This window comes from Ammoniphilus sp. YIM 78166, assembly GCF_004522215.1.
In the GTDB taxonomy this organism is placed as follows: domain Bacteria; phylum Bacillota; class Bacilli; order Aneurinibacillales; family RAOX-1; genus YIM-78166.
Window position 1 is genome coordinate 730943 of the sequence record NZ_SDLR01000003.1, and the last position, 19710, is coordinate 750652.

Here is a 19710-nt window from a genome sequence, read left to right on the forward strand (position 1 = left end):
CCAAAAAGGAAACATTCCGTATAGGTAAGAGGAAGAAACGAAGAAAGGATGAATGCAGAATTATGTTTAAAAGGATTGGTCTCTTTTTACTAGTTAACATGCTTGTCATCATCACCATCAGCATTATCACCAGCCTGTTGGGAGTGCGCGGTTACATAACGGCCGAGGGGATTAATTTTAATGCTCTTCTGGTATTTAGTGCAGTCGTAGGTTTCACGGGCGCATTCATCTCCCTAGCCATGTCTCGCATGATGGCGAAGTGGATGATGAAAATTGAAGTGATTGATCCGAACAGGCCTCGCAATGCCCACGAACGTTTTCTTGTAGAAGAGGTTCATCGTTTATCTCGAAAAGCAGGACTAACGGTGATGCCTGAAGTAGGAATCTATCAATCAGCAGAAGTAAATGCCTTTGCAACCGGACCATCCAAGAGCAGATCTCTTGTTGCAGTTTCTACCGGTCTAATGGAAACGATGGATCAGGATGCTGTTATTGGCGTATTAGCTCATGAGGTAGCTCACATCGCCAATGGAGATATGGTTACCATGACATTGGTACAAGGAGTAATTAATACGTTTGTTGTATTCCTCTCTCGGATCTTCGCCTATGCCGTATCACGTTTTGTTAAGGAAGATCTAGCGCCTATTGTCCACTTCGTGGCAGTTATCATTTTTGATATTTTGTTCTCGATCCTGGGAAGCATCGCTGTTATGGCTTACTCCCGCTATCGTGAGTTCCACGCTGATGCAGGCGGTGCTTATCTTGGCGGAAAGCAAAACATGATTCACGCCTTAAAGTCTCTTAAACACACCGTTGAGCTAGTGGATACAGAACAAAAGTCGCTTGCAGCACTAAAGATTAATGGGAAAAGAGGACTTGCTGGATTATTTGCCAGCCATCCGGACCTAGACGAACGCATTCAAAGACTAGAAGCAGGACGCTAAAATATGGGAACAAAGGGCTGCTCACAAAAAATGGTGAGACAGCCCCTTTTTTTAACTTGCCCCCACCAAGCTATACTTTTGGCTTAGTTTCAGCAACATATCTTTTGTCATTTTATCCAGGTCAAATTCAGGTTTGAATCCCCACTCATCTCGCGATGCAGTCGCATCGATGGAATTTGGCCAGCTATCTGCAATCGCTTGTCTCACCGGGTCTACCTGATAACTGAGCTTGAATTCAGGGATCTGTCGTCTTATTGCAGTAGCAATCGCTTCAGGATCCACGCTCATTGCTGTTACGTTAAAGGCATTGCGGTGAGTAAGGCGACTACTATCTGCTTCCATCAAATCGATGATCGCTTTTAAGGCATCTGGCATATACATCATATCCATGAACGTGTTCTTTGCGATGTATGACGTATAGGCTTGACGCTTCACAGCTTCATAATAAATCTCTACAGCGTAGTCGGTTGTTCCACCACCAGGTGGTGTAACATAGGATATCAACCCTGGGAAACGGAGTCCCCGTGTATCCAGGGAAAATTTTTGGAAGTAATAGTCACAAAGCAGCTCTCCAGCTACTTTGTTCACCCCATACATCGTAGTCGGTCTTTGAATCGTATCCTGGGGTGTATTATCCTTCGGCGTAGTGGGCCCAAAGGCGCCAATCGAGCTAGGGGTAAAAAATTTACAATTTAATTCACGGGCAACTTCCAGTGCATTAACCAGTCCACCCATATTTAGATTCCACGCTAGTAAAGGCTTTGCTTCCGCTGTAGCCGATAACAGTGCAGCCAAGTGGATAAGGGTGTCCGCTTGATGAGCCTTAGCGATTTCAAACATGCGGCGCCCATCCGTTACATCCAAGAGCTCGAACGGGCCGTTACAAACGACCTCATTGTCTGTGCGGCGTATATCTGTAGCCATCACATTATGCTCCCCATATACTTCGCGTAATTTAACAACCAACTCTGAGCCAATCTGCCCTAGAGCCCCGGTTACCAGTATTTTTTTCATGAGTTATCCCCTCCCACATACTCTTTAGATAATTCCCATTTCCTTACCTACCTTGTGATACACCGCTAAAGCCTGATCTAGCATTTCTTTTGTATGAGCGGCTGTTGGCATGTTACGCACTCTTCCTGTACCCCTTTGAACCGTAGGGAAGACAATCGCTTTTGCGTATACCCCCTGGTCATAAAGCTTCTTACTGAATTCCTGCGTTTTCACTTCATCACCAATGATGCAAGGAGTAATTGGCGTTTCACTGTGGCCGATATTAAAACCAAGATCCTCTAAACCTTTTTTCAAATAATTTGCATTTTCCCACAGGCGTTCTTGCAATTCCGTGCTGTCTGCTAGTATGTCGATGGCTTTTATAGTAGCCGCTACATCTCCGGGGGTTAAGGCGGTCGAAAATAGGAATGGGCGGCTTCTTACTTTCAACCAATCAATTAAATCTCTTTTTCCTGCAACATATCCCCCTATGACTCCTATGGCTTTAGATAAGGTTCCGATTTGGAAGTCCACTTTATCTGACAGACCAAAATGTTTAACTGTACCTGCCCCTTTTCCTAATACCCCAGATCCATGTGCGTCATCCACATAGGTAATGAGGTCAAACTCCTCAGCAATCTGAACGATTTCTGGAAGTTTCGCTATGTCTCCATCCATAGAAAATACACCGTCCGTAATAATCATAATCTTGTTGTATTTTCCCGAATCTTTTGCTTGCTTAGCTTTTCCTCTTAGATCGTCCATATCCGCGTGATTAAATCGAATGATCTCTGCACGAGAAAGTCTGCAGCCATCAATGATAGAAGCATGATTCCATTCATCAGACAAGATGGCGTCGTTTTTATCCATTACTGCAGAGATAGCCGCCATATTACAATTAAAACCAGATTGATAAGCAATCGCCGCTTCCGTATGTTTAAACTCAGCTAGCTTCTCCTCTAGCCTAATGTGGAGTTCCATAGTTCCATTAATGGTGCGAACGGCTCCTGCCCCAACCCCAAACTCCCTAATGACTTGAATTGCAGCTTCCTTGAGTCGTTCATCCGTTGCCAGACCTAAATAGTTATTGGAAGAAAGGTTAATAAGCTGCTTTCCTGAAATGGTAATCATAGGACCGTTAGCACTCTGCAATGGGTCAATTACATTGTATAAGCCTTTGTTTTTTAAATCTCCAAGATTCTCTTCTAAGAAACGATTTAATACATTGCTTGACATGATATACGCCTCCATTTTTATGGTTGTAATATAATTGATGCATTAATGTTCTTGAGTGGTGGACATTATGTAAATCGAGTAATCCCTTCAGTACCAATGGTTAATAAAAATAAATTACCATATATCATATGATAAGTCTACTACAAGTGGACACTATATTATAAAAAATTTTAATATATCCGTTAGCATTCTCACCTAGGGCTTGAACTATGTCCCAATGCCAAAAGGACTTTGCACGCTTGTGCAAAGTCCTTTTTTCCTGATTCACCTTCCTCTTTTGAACTGTTGTTCGAACCAATCTGACCAAGAAATAGACGTGCTACCGATGGCCCACTTGCTTATTGAGGCAGGGGCCTTATGCATTCCCTGTCCCCCAATAGCAAACTTTAAGGTAGGCAGCTTAGACTGAAGGCGATCTAATATGTCGAGGACATAAGACTGCAACTCTTCCCTAGTTATGGAGATACAAACCAAGCCGATTTCTAGCTTTTCAAGCATTTCAGCTAGACCGTCAACAGGTGTATCCGGTCCTAAATAAAGTACATCCAATCCTTTTCTTCGTAAAAAAAGAGTAAACAAAAGTAAGCCTACCTGGTGATGCTCTCCTGAGGGACATAAGGAAATCGCTCTAGGATACGTCTGATCGATGGGAAAAACACGTATGAATTGACTGATTCTATGCATAATCCAGTTACTTGCGAAATGCTCTTGAGCTACGGATATGCTCCCTTCTTCCCAGGCTGTTCCAATTCTTTTCAACAATTCGGGCAAAACATCTTGCAGAACGGTTTCAATAGGCCATAAAGCAAAGCAAAGCTCTAATGCTTCATTTGCCTTATTTGAATCTAGTGCAACCAAGGATTCATAGAGCATGTCTAATCGACTCAGATCCATCTCCTTTAGCTCTCTTTCGGCCAGGCTCTCCACTTTCGTGGATTGCTGCTTTTTTTGAACCAGCAATTGCACTGCCTGACTAATATTTAGCCCTTCATCTTCTGTTTGCTTCTTCAGCCATCTAAGGTCATGCACATCCTTTTCGGTGTATAGGCGATGACCCCCTTCCGTCCGTTCAGAAGGACTTAAGCCATACCTTCTTTCCCACGCTCGGATCGTCACTGCCGGTATTCCTGTTAATTCGGAGACTTTCTTAATCGTATACACGAAAAAACCACTCTCTTTACGGATTGTGAGATAAAAACACTCTATGTAAATTGTACAACATAAGTCTAATTATTGTACAGCGGAGTCCCATAAGCAGATCCTTTTTTTCGTTTCAAGGGACATACATCCAATCCAATAGAGGCTTTGGATAATAGACTACAAGTAAATGCGGAAAGGAGGAATTTAGAATGGCTAAAAAGTGGGGTAAACTACGTCACCTAAAAGCAGGTAAAACAGGCAAATTAAACCCGTTAAAAAGGATTAAGAGAGGAAAAACCAATAAAATCGCTCATCTGTTAGCCTTGCTTCATCGATTGAAAGGAAAGCCTATTACGCTTACTGACGGAAAAGGAAGAAAGGTCAGAGTTGTTTTTAGAGGGTTCAAAGGACTAAAAGGAAATAATGAAGCAGGAACTTCCGGAGTAATTCCATTCCCTCCCGTGAAAAAACCTTTTCCATTCTTCCCCCCTTTCATATAACAGCAGTACGCTTCAGAGCTGCCTAAAACCATGTTTTAGGCAGCATTTTCTTTTATCATGCCTTGTATTAGTCATATAATGGGCAGTCCCGCGATATTTATAGCGTATAGCCTGCTTGAGGGGGATTGCATCATGTCCAGTGTTGTCGAAAGAATCAAACGTGCATTTTCTAGTCTGGAGGGCCTGCCCGTTATACAGCAAGCGATTAAGAGTACTACAGCATCTGTATCGATTCCTATTACAGCTTCCATGATTCAGGCTACGTTGAATCAATCGCAGTTAAAGGACTTTGAGAAAATTCAAATTCAGATAGATGATACCTCGCTGATCCTACGTGGAGAAGTGCGAAAACTTATGATCAAAGTCCCATTTTCAGTTACCCTCCAACCCGTGTCTACTCAAGATGGAAAACTCGTGTTTGCACTTTCCCGGATGTCTCCTCTAAATGCCTCATGGATCAACCAGAAAATCTTTCACCATCCTCCTTACCTCTTTTTCAAGGATGGTCTGATCTACTTAGATCTAGAACCCGTAAAACATCTTGAACAATTGCAAGGGAAATTCATCCATCACATCGAAATTAAAGACGGCACATTATGGATTAATATCAGAACCGTAATAGATATCCAGAAGCAGTCTAAATAGACTGCTTCTTTTTGATCTACAATAAAATTTTAACACTATGAGTACCGTCTTTACCCATTTTATGATAATATTTAGACAGATTGGTGTTCGGATAAAATTCTAATGAAGGAGGAGAGATTTTTGTTTACATGGGTTAGTGTTGGCGCAGGATTACTCGTTACATCCTATTCCATTTTGGTTCATCAATTGTTGTCCTTGCTTGATGAAGAGGAAGCATAAAAAATATAAAATAAGAGGTGCCCCTTAAAGCCTTACCGTCAAGGGACACCTCTTATTATTTATTGAAGCTTACTATTAGGATTCATCGGACGGTCTCCAGCCATATCTCCAGAACCATCTAGTAGATGGATCATGCCACGAACCAACGTATCATCCTCAAGAACGCTATATAAATGATACGCCAGGTCCTCTCTATCTACTAGAACATCCTGAAGAACTTCAGCTGTGCCCCAGTCCTGCAGGTTATGAGCTCTTGCAATCGTTCTTCTTAGCATTTCTTGAATTTTCAATTCATGCTCTAAGTCATTTCGAATAAAATCTCTCATCGTGTAACGGCCTTCAACCTCATGCTTGATATAAGATAATTCATGCTGTGTTACAGGATGCGCGGTTGGAACTCCACCAAGTCTCGCTACGCGCTCCCCAATCATATCAATATGTTTTTCTGTCTTATCTCGATGTTCATCAAAAAGCTCGTGAAGACTCAAAAACGATTCGGCTCCTTCGCTAAGCCAATGGTGCTTGTTATACTGGTGCAACGCAACCGTTAGCGCACACTGATGGTCATCTAACATTAAAGCCATTTCCAACCTAACTTCGTAAGGAAGTCCAATTCCTGCTCCTATTTGCTTAACCGTTCTTGGCTGCTGACGGAATATCATATGGTGATTTGTTTGATGTCCTGGCATTTGGGGATTGAACCCCGATTTTGTTAAGTTAAATTCCCCTTGAAAATTACTCATGTTCGTCATGATTCTTGCTATATCTGAATTCATATGTTCATTCATTTGCTCGTTCATATGTAGGTCCCTTCAAATCATCATATTTGATACGTTATTTTGAGCTTGAAAAGATTGCATCATCGTATTCATAGTGTGATCTGCCAGTTGAGGCGCTTGATAATAACCCTTGTAATTCATAAACTGCCAGATCTCATAGGCCATCTCCTGACAGATGTTTGCACAGGTAGCGTGGTAGCTTCGAACCTGTGGATCTACACATTCACAAGCCCATAGCATAGCCACGGCTGCCCCTGTTTTGTGCATGTTTAACAGGATTGTTGCAGTGGTAGTATCAGCTAATCTTGTAGCATGAGGATTAGGAGCGGGCATAGAAGGCTGCTGTAGGCCCACCTGCGGCTGCTCATAGACGTTCATTTGAGGTGTATGGGGGGTCATTTGTACACCTTTACCTAAAAGCATATTCATACCTTGTTGATAAGCCTGTACTTCTCTGCGCTGCTGATTTTGTAAAATATCCCGAAGGTGAGCATCTTGCGTCATGTTGAGAAATACACCGTATAATTCAATGGTTGCTGCTTTGGACCTTAGAGCTTCTTGTGTTTCTAAAAATTCATGCGCTGCCCAGCGTGTTGTCATCTGATTAACCTCCAAAATATGGAATTTACTGTTTCACCTCTTTTATTATCTTAGAAATTAAAGATCTTATACGTATGTTTTAGAAGCTTGTACAATGGATAATAAAAAAAGGAAGTCCAACTTCCCTAAATAATCTCATCATCCGATGCAGTGAGTGAAATTCTATCTTGACATCCCCAGCACTCACTTCTGTTTTTTTCCATTAACGCTAGTTCCTCGCCACAATTGACACACAAATCGCTCATGCTACACACCCCCTTGTTTAGTTTATGATTATTCAGAACATTTTGTTCTTTGATCAAATAAAAAAGTTCTTGAATAGCTGGCGTCTGCGCTTGCTATCCAAGAACTTTTTAGATGTTATTGAATTAAGACTGCATTTTTCTTCATTTCTTCTGTTACTTCAATACCTGCTTCACTAGCAGCCTTCAGGTTAATGTAAAGATCCGTTTTTTCAGGGTACCCAACAGAAATTTCACCAGGGTTCTTACCTTTTAGGATTTCCACAGCCATCTCGCCTGCCTTGTAGCCGATATCATACTCTTCGACTCCATAACCCGCAAATACTCCACGCTTAACGGAATCGGCATCACCTGCAAAAAATGGAAGTTTGTTCTGGTTTGCCACTTGGATTACTGACTCTAAAGCCGAAGCAACTGTATTATCTTTGAAATAAGCTATTGCATCTACTCTGCCAATTAGGGCTTCGGCTGCCTGCTGAACTTCAGAGCTCTTAGTAGCCGTTGACTCAACAGGTTCTAAACCTAGCTCTTTCATGGCCTCCTTTGCTTTTTCAACGTTAAATACAGCATTTTGCTCCCCATTATTGTAGATAATTCCTACTCTCTTTGCATCAGGAAAGAAGTCCTTAATTGCCTTCACCGTGTTTTTTACTCCATCGGGATGGGTATCGGACATTCCCGTTACATTTGAACCAGGATTGTCTACTTGAGGCACTAATTTAGCACCCAGCGGGTCGGTAACCGCAGTAAATACGACTGGAATATTTTGTGCAGCTTTGACTGCAGCTTGTGCACTTGGTGTAGAGATGGCAAGAATAAGATCATCTTGGTCGTTTACAAATTTTTGTGCAATGGTAATATTATTATTCATATCCCCTTGCGCGATTTGAATATCAACTTTGAGATTTTTCCCCTCTTCATAACCGGCGTCCTTCAACGCATCCAGGAAGCCCTTTCTGCCCTCATCCAGTGACGGATGTTCCACAATTTGTGTAATTCCAATTTTCACTATTTTCTCAACAGAATTCGTTGCATCGGTCTTCACCTCTGCAGGCGCTCCCGAAGGCTGACTCCCACAAGCTGCCAGAAAAATCATAGCTCCAACCGCTGTTAATGACAAAAACTTTTTCATATCAAACTCTCCTCCTCTAGTCTCCACTAACTAACTAACTCAACTCTTAATGTTTTGTATTATATAATAGACAAAGCGATCCATCAATAAGAAAAAAAACAAAATAGACAAAAATATATGTAGTAAGCGCTTCCAATAATAGCTGTTTTATCGTATAATAGCCCTAAGGATCATCAAAGGAGGGGTTGGACATGTATTATACTTCCGGCAAAGATGTTACCGTTACCATTTGGGGGAAAGGACTTACCTTCCAAGGAAGGGTTGAACAATGGAACCAAAAGGAAGTTATTATTCACGAGCGAAATAAGCAGACGAAATGGACATTCCCCTATCAGGATATCTTAAAAGGGAAAGTTAAAATTACGCCAAAAAGAATACACTAACTGATAAACTCCCTCCACGGGAGTTTTTTGCTTTCTCATAAAATGGTTGATTTAAGGGGATCATGATAAAAAAGCACAAGGAGATGAGGCATGATAAGGATCGTCATACTGCTACTAACGCTTCTGTCCTTTCAAGGTAGTATTGTAGGAGCCCAGGAATCTGCGGTTAAGAGAGTCGCGATTGTTATCGATGATTTTGGAAATGATATGGATGGAACAAAGGAGATTTTGGACATGCCTGTACCTTTGACCATCGCGGTCATGCCATTTCTCCCTACCACGAAACGTGATGCCAATTGGGCGAAGCAAAGAGGGCATGATGTTATTGTCCATATGCCCATGGAGCCTAAGAAAGGCAAAAAGAGCTGGTTAGGGCCTGGTGCCATTACAACTGATTTATCAGACGAAGAAATCCGCAAACGAGTCAACGCAGCTATTGATGATGTCCCCCACGCAATAGGGATGAATAACCACATGGGGTCAAAGGCAACAGCAGATCCACGTGTGATGAGAATCGTTCTAGAGGTATGCAAAGAACGGAATCTCCTCTACCTCGATAGTCGAACTACCCCTAAAAGTGTCGTATCATCTATCGCAGGCGAGCTAGGTGTTCCCGTTATTGAAAATCATATCTTCCTTGATGATATTTATCGAACAGCACATATCAGCAAACAAGTACGTCTCCTCATCAAGCATCTACAGGCTCACTCTCACTGTATTGCCATTGGACATGTTGGTCCGCCAGGTAAGAAGACAGCCGCCGTACTCAAACAAAGTATCCCTACCCTCCAAAAAGAAGCCAAATTTGCATTGATTTCGGAGCTAGTAGTTCCACGGGTGCCTATATATTGACGAAGACGAAGAAAGCCTGACCCCAAAATATTAGGATCAGGCTTCTTACTTTTTTATGATATAGCTCGCGATAATTTATCCTTCATAATCGCTAAAGCTTCAATTTCATTGACATAGGCTGTTCTTGGAAAGTACCATAGCGCTTCTCCGTCAGGATTAATTGCGATATAAGTGAACGCTTCTTCATCCTCGCCCGGTTCATCCTGCTTACACAAATACTCAAGTCCATTAATGAATCCAACTGAAACAAATCCCAGTTCCATTAGTTCTGTTTTAGTTTTCTTATACATAATTTATCTCCTCATAGAAAAGCATTTCCATCTGTCTCCTATTATAGCAAGTTATCGACCCTTCAGATGTGAACCTTTCTTGTCTCTTTTCATTCTGTCTCTCGGGTAGCTGCGATTTGGCGTCGATGGCTTCGTGCAAAGATTCTTCTCCACCAAGGCATTTCTATATAGGCTTGAAGTAACGTCATTCTTTCATGGAGCAAAGTGGAACGCTTGGCTTCTCTCTCCATAAACTCCTGTGCCTCAGTCTGAAAGGCCTTCAGTTCTAATTTCATTTTTTCTTTTTGCTCTCTCATCTCTCTGGCAACATCTTCTTGGAGCAAGCGTAATTCTGAGATGGACTTTCTCGATTTTTTCTCTGTTGCCTCTGCCTGTTCAGCTATCCGCTGTACTTGATATTCCAGCTCAGTTTTCCACTGGTCAATCGCTTTACAATCTTTTCCTAACAGGGTAAGTCTCGTATGTAGTTCAACCCATTGCTTCTGCTGCTCTTCTAGCTCCTGCTTAACCTTCTGATAACCAGCTTGTAATTCAACAATGCCTTTCCATTCCGCTTCGTTTGCTTTCCATTCCTCTAGCATGGGTTGCAGGCTGATCATCTGTTCATTCCATTGCACATTTTGGAGATATAAGCATGTACTCAAGTAACCTAAAAACCTCATGGCTTCGTTATTATTTTCGATGGCTGTGGCCATTTCTTGGGAATTACGTCCAGTGACCTCGCCCATTAAACGTTTGATCAGACCTTGGTTTTGTATATTGATAAATCCATCTTTTGCTGTATCGGAAAAGTGTATAAGATCATCTGCAATCGCCTTGACTTGCTTCGGATCGGACAAAACCTTCAACATCTCTGCTGTTTGTTCATTAAGCTCAATCGCTTCACCGTTTATCATCCAAACCTGATTTGCTTCTTTCATAAGGCACCTCTAGACATCCAATTATTGTATCTTCCCTATGATACCTTAATTTAACTAAAATTTCGACCCGTGCACAAAAAGAAAAAGCTACCCTAGAAAAAACAGGATAGCTTCTTTAAATCAAGTTAAGTTGTAGTAGGTACCATGGACTCTCTTAATTCATTCATGAGCTTCTCCATAATGGTCTTAACTGGAAGAATTTCCTTAATCTCATGCACCCTTGCTCCAGCAAACACGAGCCCTTCCTCTACATCCCCTTTCACCGAGCGAATGAGAGAATCTAAAGTGCAAAATTGATAAGAGCAGGTCTTTAAGCATTGGCGGCACTTCTCGATTTTGAGCTTTGACCCTTCACAAACCCTATCGATGAAGGCATTTCGAATGGCCCTTCCTTCAAGGCCAACGGTAGTTTTGACTAAAATTGTGTCTCCCTCTTTACACTCCAAATACTTTTGCTTAAAGGATGGATGCGCATCGCACTCTACACTTGCCACGAAGCGTGTACCCATTTGCACACCGGAGGCCCCCATCGAGAAGGCTTTCGCGATATCGGATCCGGTTAAAATCCCCCCAGCAGCGATAACAGGAAGCTTAACGGCTTCCACCACCTCTGGCAAAATGTCAAACAAAGGACGGTCGGTACCAAGATGTCCTCCCGCTTCATGCCCTTCTACCACGATCGCTGAAGCCCCAAGCTTCTCGGCCAGCTTGGCAAACTTCGCGGAGGAAACTATTGAGATTACGGGTACTCCATACTCCTTCCCCCATGTATACATGTCTCTTGAGAATCCTGCACCTGATATGATAAAGTCTACCTTCTCTTCCATGGCAGCTCTGACTGTTTCTGCAAATTCCTTCATTGCAAACAATACATTTACCCCAATGTATCCTTTGCCCTGTGTGAGTTCTCTTGCTCGTCGAATATGCGACCTCATTTCATCAATGGGAATCCCGGTGCCTGAAATAATGCCTATGCCCCCGGCGTTGGCAACCGCTGAAGCCAGTCCGCTTAATGAAACAGCAACACCCATACCCCCTTGAATAATAGGCAGCTCTGGAGTCATGTGAGCAATTTTCAATTTTGGAATGTTCAAACGTGTTCCTCCTATACTTTTCGGAAATGATTTAATTCCTCCCCAGGAATCATATTACAACTATATACCATCTGATCGGCGTCTGCAAAATAAACTTGACGTTGAAAATGTGAACGATTTTCGACGTAGCTAAAAAAAAAAAGGAAGGCTACGCCCTCCTTCCTGAAATACGAATCTATACGCCAACAAACACAACTTTTGCATCAGGATTGTTCTGTTGGAGTTTTAGCACCTCATGTTTAATATCATCAATATTGTGGCGCAATACCGTACACTCTGGTTTTTTCTTCATCGTCATATTTACTTTATCTTGATTTCCATAAGTAATCGTATTTTCAACAAATATTAATTTAAACACGTTTGATCATCTCCTTTGCTATAGACTTTACTACAATTTAACAAATTACTCACGTATTTTTTTAAAAAAGTTAAGCGCACATTGTCATTTTTGTTCTGATTAATGCATAGAATGGTTTTTACCTAAATTTATTTACTGTTATAACTGAATAGATGAAATAGTTTGACATATAAAAAATACATTGTATAATAATATGAAATTAAACGTTATCTATTCTTCCATCCAATGAAAAGGAGCTGCATTTTTATGAAACACAAGGTCAAGCTTTACCTTTATTATCTTATTCCTTGTGCCTTGGGCATACTGTATTATGTATCCCGAATCTAGTTTATTGTTACGCCGAGATCCTTATCGGAAGAATCTCGGCTTGTTTCTGAGCTAAAGCCATACAAAAGCGACAATGATAATGGTAATAGCCATATATAAAAGATTTAATGGAATACCGACTTTGAGATAGTCGGAAAAACGATAACCACCAGGACCATACACAATGAGGTTCGTTTGATACCCAATAGGAGTAGCAAAGCTTGCCGAAGCTGCAATCGCAATGGTTATAAAGAAAGCCATCGGGTCAACGCCGGCCTGAAGGGCTATAGCTTGTGAGATTGGAAACATCAGAACAGCTGCTGCATTATTTGTAATAATCTCCGTAAAAAAAGTGGTAATTAGATAAATTACGGATAGCATTCCTATGACACCAAAGCCTTGCGTTGCAGAGACGAAGGCATTAGCAATCCAAGCGGCCGTTCCTGTTTTTTCTAGGGCTATTCCGATCCCAATAGCACAAGCAATCATAATGAGAACATTAAAATGCATATGTTTCTTAGCTGATTCAAAGGTGATGGTCTTAGTCAGGAATAACATGATCACTGCCAATATTGAGGCCTTGAACATCGACAGAATCTCGAACGTGGCGAGTAAGACCATGGCGAGCAAAATGATGACTGCAAAAGTTCCTTTTCTAGGGTTCATCCATTCAGGCTGGGGTACGGGCGAAATTAAGTAAAAGTCTCCTGAGTTTAACCATCTTGTCATAAATTGCTTACCCGCGAGCAGCAATAGCGTATCTCCGGCCTTCAAGGGTATATCCCCTACCTTGTTCTTTATTCGCTCTTGATTTCGATGTACAGCTACCACTCCTGCCCCGTATTTCCCTCGAAAGCTGCTTTCTTTCACCGTTTGATTAAGGATGGACGATTGATGAGAAACCACCGCTTCTACAAGATAAGCATTGCCGTTATGCAAATCGTCCAGCTTAAGATCTGTTCCTGTTTCAATTTTCAGTCCTTTTATCCGCTCGAGATCGACGATGGTTGACACGAGCCCCGTAAAAATCAAACGATCTCCTTCCCTTAGAGTTCTATCGGTCTGGACGGGAGCAATGCGATGTCCGTTTCGAATAATCTCAATAAGATAAAGCCCCTCTAAATGCTTTAACCCTACTTCTTCAACCGTTTTCCCCACAATGGGTGAGTCCTTTAATACGACGGCTTCTGATAAGAATTCCCGCGTGCTTTCCATAAACGATTCCTCTGATGTTTTTCGGGAAGGAAGCAGTCGATGACCAATGGTGCCCATATAGACAATACCCGCTACACAGGCCGGAATTCCTACCACCCCTAGTTGGAACATGCTGAACCCGCGCATCCCCTGCTCCAACATCATCCCGTGGATTAGTAAGTTGGTCGAGGTTCCAATCAGCGTTATCGTCCCTCCAAAAATGGTGGCGTAGGATAAGGGAAGCAAGAATTTGGAGGGTGAGATATTTTTGTCTCTGCACCATTTCTTGATAATGGGTGTAAACATGACTACAATCGGGGTATTGTTTAAGAAGCCGGAAAGGACCGAGATGGGAAGCATCATTCTGACAAGTGCTTTTCGTTCATTTTTTCCTGTCCCCAATGCCCTAGATACGATCCGTGTAATGAGACCGCTTTGTTGGACGGCACCCGCCACGATAAATAACAGAGCAACGGTAAGCATCCCTTCATTCGAAAAACCGCGCAATGCATCCGAGGGGCTTAATAGTCCGGTCAACAGGAGAAATGCCAAGGCACAAAAAACGATAAATTCTGGTCTCGTTACTTCAGTAACTAAGAAGACGAGCATGACGACAACTGTGAGAATGACTACTGCAATCTCCCATGTCATGGAAAGAACACCCCTTCGCTTCCAAGATCGAATAAAAGAGGTTGCTTCAACCCCATCTAGTGCCATGATATGCGCCCGCCAACGAACGGGTTATAGATATTCAGGAAGATTCCAGCCTCGCTGCAATTTGTAAAAAAAAGACCTCGTTTGCCTGCCGTGGCAGCTCAAACAAGGTCTTTTTTTATCCTCTGCAAAAAACTCAAATTCATCAGCTTTCAAAGGAGCACTTACGTAATAGCCCTGAATTTGATCGCATCCGTTTTCACGCAGGAACTCGTACTGCTGCAACGTTTCTACTCCTTCAGCGATTACACTAAGGTTAAAGTAATGGCCTAGATCTATAATCGCTTTCGTAATGGCCGAGTCGCTTGTACTGAGAGATACACTGGCAATAAAAGATCGATCAATCTTATTGACATTAATCGGCAACTGCTTCAAGTAGCTTAATGAACTATAACCAGTCCCAAAATCATCTATGGAGAGATGGATTCCTTGATCCTTAAGCTGCTTTAATTTCAGAATCGTCTTATCAACTTCTTGCATCAAGACGGTCTCAGTAATTTCTAATTCAAGGTATTGGGGTTGCATATTGGTTTCAAACACAATCTGTTGAATTTGTTCTACGAAGTCTTGCTGTTTGATTTGCAAGGCCGAAAAGATTGACCGAGATCGCGATGGGCAGTAACCCGCGATTGATCCAGATTTTCCATTGTTGACACGCCGTCCGGAGCACCCACTCCCCTATCTCAATAATCTGTCCGCTTGCTTCAGCTATCGGAATAAATCCAGCTGGAGAAACCTGGCCCAATAATGGGCTCTTCCACCTTATCAGTGCCTCTGCCCCCACAATTCTGCCTTGTTGCAGATCCATCTTTGGTTGATAAACCAGCATCAGTTCGTTTCGTTCGAGAGCATGTCGCAGCTGATGTTCCACGAGCAGCTTGCGATCCCATGTTTGATTAATTTCATCAGTATACCATTGAAGATCGTTTCCCCCTCTCTCTTTTACTTGTAGCGTCGCAAGATCACCGTTCTTAATCAAGATGGTGGAGTCCACCCCATCATCTAGGAACAAAGTAAGGCCAATGCTCACAGAAATGCATAGCTGATATTCCTCTAACTGGAAAGGCTGAGAAAGAGAATGCAGAATGGCTTTTACTAATTTTTTCTGCTTCCCCCTGCGTTGAATCGAAGGTAGTAAAATCGTAAATTCATCTCCTCCTAATCGGGAAATCACATCATTGGAACGGATACATCGCTGGAGCCTTTCGGTTACCTTCTGTAAGAGCAGGTCGCCTACATCATGCCCAAAAGTATCGTTGAGCGGCTTGAAGTCATCAAGGTCAAGAAACAATAGGGCTCCTTGTTCCTTAGACTGTATAGCATGTGTGATAGATTGCTCTAGTTTTTCCATAAACAAGGTTCGATTAGGCAAGCCAGTAAGCGAATCATGATAAGCCTGATAGGATAACTTCCTTTGGTATTCTTCCATAGAGCTCATCATCCGATTAAACTCTTTCTTCAGTTTACTGATCTCATCATTTCCCTTATATGAAACGCGTGCGGATAAATCATGGTTTTGACGGATGTAACTTAACTGTTGCGTAAAGGTTAATAATCGAGCCAATATGGTTCGATCCAAAAACACAACCATCATGATGGTAAACAGGCTGCCCATTATTAGAAGGAATAAATAAAACCACTCCACGCTTTTTTTCCCTTGGAGAAAAAAGTCAGTCTGGCTCTCTATCTCCACAACAAACGCAGGCTGCTGTTTTAAATCTTAAAGTCATAAAGGATCTCCTTAGGAGAAAATGATTCTATGTTTGTTTTATTATGGTAACATAGAACTCTTTTTTTATTTATTCACTTCCTCAGGTAATCATAAAATTGTCATAAGTTGTCGAGAACCCTTCAGATGTTTAATTAAAATATTGATAACTAATATCAATATTTTAATTTTAAATTTTGATATTAATATTTCAATACAAAATAAATGAAACAAAAAAACATTTAGGGTAAATAATTTAACAAAAAATATTGAATTTTAGCAAAAATAGGAATATAATGATCTCGTAAATCCAAAATTTATTAAGGGAGGCCTCCAATGCAAACGCAAGTCGAACAGAACGGCATCGTTACGTTGACTCATGAAGGCGAAGCTTTAATCAAAGACAGTCCCTTGTGGAACGAAGACTTAAGGCCGACGACTACGCTTGAGCATCACTGGACGGGCTACAACTTTGCCAGTTTATGGATTGGAATGGCCATATGCATTCCAACCTATACCATGGCAGCGGGGTTAATCTCCATAGGGATGAATTGGTGGCAGGCCATTCTTACGATTGTATTGGGCAATTTGATTGTTCTTATTCCTATTCTACTAAGTTCACATGCCGGCACGAAGTTCGGTATACCTTATCCTGTCTTTGCTCGCTTGTGGTTCGGCACTAGAGGAGCCCATATACCTTCTTTAGCTCGTGCATTAGTTGGAGCAGGTTGGTTTGGTATCAACTGTTGGTTTGGCGGAGCGGCCCTAGATGCCCTTTTAAGCTCGTTTACAAGCTGGGGATCGATCCCAGGACATTTAGGCATTGCCTTCGCCATTTTTTTGAGCTTAAATGTCCTCATCGCGTATTTTGGACCTGAAGCGATTCGCGTCATGGAGGCATGGGCTGCTCCGATATTAGTGATTATGGCGTTGGCTTTGCTGGGTTGGGCGTTTACCTCTGCAGGCGGGTTCGGCCCCATGCTTTCGGCCCCTTCTAAATTTGCAACTACGAGTGACTTTTTAAAAATCTTCTTTCCTGCTTTAACTGGAGCTGTAGCGTTTTGGGCTACGCTTGCTTTAAACATTCCAGACTTCTGTCGTTATGCCAAAAGTCAAAAAGCTCAGATATGGGGTCAGACCCTGTCTCTGCCTACCACGATGGGTGCCTTCTCGTTTATAGGCGTGGCTGTGGCTTCCGCTACGGTGGTTATTTTTGGAGAAGCGATCTGGGACCCTACGATATTGCTGGCTAAATTCCCCCCTTTCGTTATTTTTCTAGGTACCATTGGCATCGTATTAGCTACCTTAACCACGAATATTGCGGCTAATATTGTCGCACCTGCTCGCGCCATCGAAAATATTCTGCCTCGAAAGATTACCTTTGGAATGGGGGCTATCATAACCGGTCTTATTGCGGTTCTTATGCAGCCTTGGTACCTGCTTGAGAATTTCGGCAATTACCTGTTTGTTTGGTTAGGTACTTATGGGGCTCTTCTGGGACCCATTGAAGGTATTGCTATTGCCGACTATTGGCTTGTGAGAAGACGAAAGCTTGCCCTTGTAGATCTTTACCAACGAAATAGCCGATATGACTACGGGAATGGCTTCAACTCTAAAGCGATATATGCGCTACTGTTAGGTATTGGAGCTTCCCTGCTAGGAAAGGTAATACCGGGAATGGCATTCCTATGGGAAAATGCATGGTTTGTAGGATTGTTTGTCTCTGGCTTCCTATACACCTACTGGATGAAGGAACATGAGAGCGTAATTTCAGACCAATATTACGACTCGATTACACGTTACCAATCTTCCAGTCAAGCTCAAGACCGTACAGCTGCTGGTATCGCTGAATAAAAAGGAAAGAGGACGCTCATATGGCGTCCTCTTCTTTGTATTGCAGTTCCTCTATATCAAAAGACAATTCTAGCTCGATGTTAGACACTTGTTCAAAGGGATAGTAGGAAACATAATATCTAAAATGATCTTGAAGGGTATACTCAATTCCATCATGACCTTGGGCAAGCAGGTATTCCTTTATCAAATTCCCTGACCATAAGATATACTCCTGTCTTGGCGCATCGCTGTTGAGCATGGATGAGCATCCATAGGGGTACCGCCAGTCAAGGGCCTTTGTTCTCAATATACCCTCTCCTTCTCGCCCTTGCAATAACACCGGGTTTCTCATCGTAAGGTCTTGGCGAAGGACGGCTGCCTTCTGGTTCGAGGCTTCTGCGTGGCAAAACGCATATTCGATTGCCACCAATAAATCGCTCACTAGATACAAACCTGAACCAAACACGGCGTTTGCGGCTAGACCGGAAACAAATCTTTTTCTTTCTTCACTGGCATAACACTGGTGCTTCAGAACCTCACAAGCTTCAGTATAATCAATCCCCCGATAGACCCTTACTCCCAAAAGCTTGCACCACCTTTATAAAATGACTCTACTTTTTTCTATTCGATAAAATTCAGAAAATTCCTCTTTTTTCTTATGTAATGTGACATCATGAGAAAAAGAGGGGATCCCATATCACTTTAGGGACACCCTCTTACGCTTACGCTAAGGGAGTAGCTTTGACATATCACCGTAAGTTTCCGGCCGTCGGTCACGGTAAAATTGCCACAAGTCTCGAACCTCTTGGATCACATTTCGGTCCATGTCTCCTATAACAACCCCACTCTCGTTTCTTGTTCCCTCCGATACAAACTTCCCTCTCGGATCAACGAGGTACGACTGACCGTAGAATTCACCCATGTTCCAAGGAGCTTCGAATCCTACGCGATTAATGGCCCCAACATAATATCCGTTCGCTACAGCGTGAGCGGGTTGTTCCAGTTTCCATAAGTATTCAGACAAACCTGCCACCGTCGCTGACGGATTAAAAACAATTTCCGCTCCATTTAAGCCTAGTAAACGCGCCCCCTCTGGGAAGTGACGGTCATAACAAATATACACTCCAATTTTGGCGTAGGCTGTATCAAACACAGGATATCCTAAATTACCCGGCTTAAAGTAATATTTCTCCCAAAACCCATTTGGTTTGGGTCCCGCTTGCACCTGTGGAATATGCTGCTTTCGGTATTTTCCTAGAAAGGTTCCATCCGCATCAATCACAGCGGCGGTATTATAATAGACTCCTTCCGCTTCTTTCTCATATATTGGTAAGACAATTACGACTTGATTTTTTTTGGCAATCTCTTGGAATAGCTTCGTTGTCGGACCGTCGGGTATCGATTCGGCTGAGGCGTACCATTTTGAGTTTTGTTCTGTGCAGAAATAAGGACCATAAAAAATTTCTTGGAGACAGATCACTTTAGCCCCTTTGGATACCGCCTCATCTACCAATTTAAGGTGTTTTTCGATGGCTTTGTCTTTATGCACCTGTACGGGTTCATCCCCATGGACATCATGTGTGGCTTGAATCAATCCAATTTTGATCTTTTGCTTTGACATTGCCTTT

General features: G+C 42.3%; 21 protein-coding genes. 6 read left to right on the forward strand and 15 right to left on the reverse strand.

What is annotated here, in order from left to right; genetic code table 11:
- Positions 1–62: 62 nt before the first annotated feature.
- Positions 63–944: a protease HtpX gene (htpX, locus tag EIZ58_RS15160; RefSeq protein WP_134701679.1), complete on the forward strand. Its 882-nt coding sequence runs from the start codon at positions 63–65 to the stop codon at positions 942–944.
- A gap of 51 nt (positions 945–995) precedes the next feature.
- On the opposite strand, the gene EIZ58_RS15165 is transcribed toward htpX, so the two are convergent.
- The 3 genes from EIZ58_RS15165 to EIZ58_RS15175 form a co-directional block, all read right to left on the reverse strand.
- The gene (locus EIZ58_RS15165) at positions 996–1958 is read right to left on the reverse strand and encodes an L-threonine 3-dehydrogenase (RefSeq protein WP_134701680.1); all 963 of its coding nucleotides are present in this window, start codon (positions 1956–1958) and stop codon (positions 996–998) included.
- A 24-nt stretch (positions 1959–1982) separates the two neighbouring features.
- Positions 1983–3173, reverse strand: coding sequence for a glycine C-acetyltransferase (locus tag EIZ58_RS15170; protein WP_134701681.1), 1191 nt, complete (start codon positions 3171–3173; stop codon positions 1983–1985).
- Positions 3174–3437: 264 nt separating this feature from the next.
- Positions 3438–4334, reverse strand: a complete 897-nt coding sequence (locus EIZ58_RS15175; protein ID WP_134701682.1) for a MerR family transcriptional regulator — start codon at positions 4332–4334, stop codon at positions 3438–3440.
- A gap of 188 nt (positions 4335–4522) precedes the next feature.
- Here EIZ58_RS15175 and EIZ58_RS15180 point away from each other — a divergent pair, with 188 nt between their 5' ends.
- Together EIZ58_RS15180 and EIZ58_RS15185 are read left to right on the forward strand one after the other, a co-directional pair.
- Positions 4523–4813, forward strand: coding sequence for a hypothetical protein (locus EIZ58_RS15180; RefSeq protein WP_134701683.1), 291 nt, complete (start codon positions 4523–4525; stop codon positions 4811–4813).
- A 132-nt stretch (positions 4814–4945) separates the two neighbouring features.
- Positions 4946–5458, forward strand: a complete 513-nt coding sequence (locus EIZ58_RS15185) for a hypothetical protein (protein ID WP_134701684.1) — start codon at positions 4946–4948, stop codon at positions 5456–5458.
- A 278-nt stretch (positions 5459–5736) separates the two neighbouring features.
- Here the strand turns inward: EIZ58_RS15185 and EIZ58_RS15190 are convergent, their stop codons facing one another.
- From EIZ58_RS15190 to EIZ58_RS15200, 3 genes are all read right to left on the reverse strand, one after another.
- The gene (locus tag EIZ58_RS15190; protein ID WP_240689095.1) at positions 5737–6477 is read right to left on the reverse strand and encodes a ferritin-like domain-containing protein; all 741 of its coding nucleotides are present in this window, start codon (positions 6475–6477) and stop codon (positions 5737–5739) included.
- 12 nt (positions 6478–6489) lie between these two features.
- A complete protein-coding gene (locus EIZ58_RS15195) occupies positions 6490–7056 on the reverse strand; it encodes a spore coat protein (RefSeq protein WP_134701685.1) in 567 nt (188 codons plus the stop codon).
- Between the two features lie 360 nt (positions 7057–7416).
- On the reverse strand, positions 7417–8430 hold the full coding sequence (locus EIZ58_RS15200; protein WP_134701686.1) for an ABC transporter substrate-binding protein: 1014 nt from the start codon (positions 8428–8430) through the stop codon (positions 7417–7419).
- Between the two features lie 191 nt (positions 8431–8621).
- On the opposite strand from EIZ58_RS15200, the gene EIZ58_RS15205 reads away from it, so the two are divergent.
- The gene (locus tag EIZ58_RS15205) at positions 8622–8813 is read left to right on the forward strand and encodes a hypothetical protein (protein ID WP_134701687.1); all 192 of its coding nucleotides are present in this window, start codon (positions 8622–8624) and stop codon (positions 8811–8813) included.
- 90 nt (positions 8814–8903) lie between these two features.
- On the forward strand, positions 8904–9665 hold the full coding sequence (locus EIZ58_RS15210; protein ID WP_134701688.1) for a divergent polysaccharide deacetylase family protein: 762 nt from the start codon (positions 8904–8906) through the stop codon (positions 9663–9665).
- Positions 9666–9718: 53 nt separating this feature from the next.
- Here EIZ58_RS15210 and EIZ58_RS15215 read toward each other — a convergent pair whose 3' ends face one another.
- From EIZ58_RS15215 to EIZ58_RS34865, 7 genes are all read right to left on the reverse strand, one after another.
- Positions 9719–9955 carry a hypothetical protein gene (locus EIZ58_RS15215; RefSeq protein WP_134701689.1) on the reverse strand — a complete coding sequence of 79 codons (237 nt, stop codon included), beginning with the start codon at positions 9953–9955 and terminating at the stop codon, positions 9719–9721.
- A gap of 89 nt (positions 9956–10044) precedes the next feature.
- Complete coding sequence (locus EIZ58_RS15220; protein ID WP_134701690.1) at positions 10045–10875, reverse strand: hypothetical protein; 831 nt, start codon at positions 10873–10875, stop codon at positions 10045–10047.
- A gap of 125 nt (positions 10876–11000) precedes the next feature.
- Positions 11001–11939 (reverse strand): NAD(P)H-dependent flavin oxidoreductase, encoded by a 939-nt coding sequence (locus EIZ58_RS15225; protein ID WP_205672242.1) that lies wholly within the window; start codon positions 11937–11939, stop codon positions 11001–11003.
- Positions 11940–12144: 205 nt separating this feature from the next.
- The gene (locus EIZ58_RS15230; protein WP_134701692.1) at positions 12145–12327 is read right to left on the reverse strand and encodes a hypothetical protein; all 183 of its coding nucleotides are present in this window, start codon (positions 12325–12327) and stop codon (positions 12145–12147) included.
- A 378-nt stretch (positions 12328–12705) separates the two neighbouring features.
- Entirely contained in the window at positions 12706–14544 is a 1839-nt protein-coding gene (locus EIZ58_RS15235) for an SLC13 family permease (protein ID WP_370297696.1), read from the reverse strand.
- A gap of 24 nt (positions 14545–14568) precedes the next feature.
- Complete coding sequence (locus tag EIZ58_RS34860; protein WP_255438290.1) at positions 14569–15081, reverse strand: EAL domain-containing protein; 513 nt, start codon at positions 15079–15081, stop codon at positions 14569–14571.
- A complete protein-coding gene (locus tag EIZ58_RS34865; protein WP_134701695.1) occupies positions 15074–16186 on the reverse strand; it encodes a putative bifunctional diguanylate cyclase/phosphodiesterase in 1113 nt (370 codons plus the stop codon). The genes EIZ58_RS34860 and EIZ58_RS34865 overlap by 8 nt, the downstream gene beginning before the upstream one ends.
- A gap of 399 nt (positions 16187–16585) precedes the next feature.
- On the opposite strand from EIZ58_RS34865, the gene EIZ58_RS15250 reads away from it, so the two are divergent.
- Complete coding sequence (locus EIZ58_RS15250) at positions 16586–18103, forward strand: NCS1 family nucleobase:cation symporter-1 (RefSeq protein ID WP_134701696.1); 1518 nt, start codon at positions 16586–16588, stop codon at positions 18101–18103.
- A gap of 16 nt (positions 18104–18119) precedes the next feature.
- Here EIZ58_RS15250 and EIZ58_RS15255 read toward each other — a convergent pair whose 3' ends face one another.
- Both EIZ58_RS15255 and EIZ58_RS15260 read right to left on the reverse strand, forming a co-directional pair.
- Positions 18120–18665, reverse strand: coding sequence for a hypothetical protein (locus tag EIZ58_RS15255; protein WP_134701697.1), 546 nt, complete (start codon positions 18663–18665; stop codon positions 18120–18122).
- A gap of 144 nt (positions 18666–18809) precedes the next feature.
- A complete protein-coding gene (locus EIZ58_RS15260) occupies positions 18810–19703 on the reverse strand; it encodes a nitrilase-related carbon-nitrogen hydrolase (RefSeq protein WP_134701698.1) in 894 nt (297 codons plus the stop codon).
- Between the last annotated feature and the right edge of the window lie 7 nt (positions 19704–19710).

Bases quoted from the DNA above. Each gene is read 5' to 3' on its own strand.
- EIZ58_RS15180 (WP_134701683.1), top strand. From the start codon at position 4,523: ATGGCTAAAAAGTGGGGTAAACTACGTCACCTAAAAGCAGGTAAAACA.
- EIZ58_RS15195 (WP_134701685.1), bottom strand. From the start codon at position 7,056: ATGACAACACGCTGGGCAGCGCATGAATTTTTAGAAACACAAGAAGCT.
- EIZ58_RS15165 (WP_134701680.1), bottom strand. From the start codon at position 1,958: ATGAAAAAAATACTGGTAACCGGGGCTCTAGGGCAGATTGGCTCAGAG.
- EIZ58_RS15215 (WP_134701689.1), bottom strand. From the start codon at position 9,955: ATGTATAAGAAAACTAAAACAGAACTAATGGAACTGGGATTTGTTTCA.
- EIZ58_RS15200 (WP_134701686.1), bottom strand. From the start codon at position 8,430: ATGAAAAAGTTTTTGTCATTAACAGCGGTTGGAGCTATGATTTTTCTG.
- EIZ58_RS15170 (WP_134701681.1), bottom strand. From the start codon at position 3,173: ATGTCAAGCAATGTATTAAATCGTTTCTTAGAAGAGAATCTTGGAGAT.
- EIZ58_RS15185 (WP_134701684.1), top strand. From the start codon at position 4,946: ATGTCCAGTGTTGTCGAAAGAATCAAACGTGCATTTTCTAGTCTGGAG.
- EIZ58_RS15225 (WP_205672242.1), bottom strand. From the start codon at position 11,939: ATGACTCCAGAGCTGCCTATTATTCAAGGGGGTATGGGTGTTGCTGTT.
- EIZ58_RS15190 (WP_240689095.1), bottom strand. From the start codon at position 6,477: ATGAACGAGCAAATGAATGAACATATGAATTCAGATATAGCAAGAATC.
- EIZ58_RS15205 (WP_134701687.1), top strand. From the start codon at position 8,622: ATGTATTATACTTCCGGCAAAGATGTTACCGTTACCATTTGGGGGAAA.
- EIZ58_RS15210 (WP_134701688.1), top strand. From the start codon at position 8,904: ATGATAAGGATCGTCATACTGCTACTAACGCTTCTGTCCTTTCAAGGT.
- EIZ58_RS15260 (WP_134701698.1), bottom strand. From the start codon at position 19,703: ATGTCAAAGCAAAAGATCAAAATTGGATTGATTCAAGCCACACATGAT.
- htpX (WP_134701679.1), top strand. From the start codon at position 63: ATGTTTAAAAGGATTGGTCTCTTTTTACTAGTTAACATGCTTGTCATC.
- EIZ58_RS15220 (WP_134701690.1), bottom strand. From the start codon at position 10,875: ATGAAAGAAGCAAATCAGGTTTGGATGATAAACGGTGAAGCGATTGAG.
- EIZ58_RS15250 (WP_134701696.1), top strand. From the start codon at position 16,586: ATGCAAACGCAAGTCGAACAGAACGGCATCGTTACGTTGACTCATGAA.
- EIZ58_RS15235 (WP_370297696.1), bottom strand. From the start codon at position 14,544: ATGGCACTAGATGGGGTTGAAGCAACCTCTTTTATTCGATCTTGGAAG.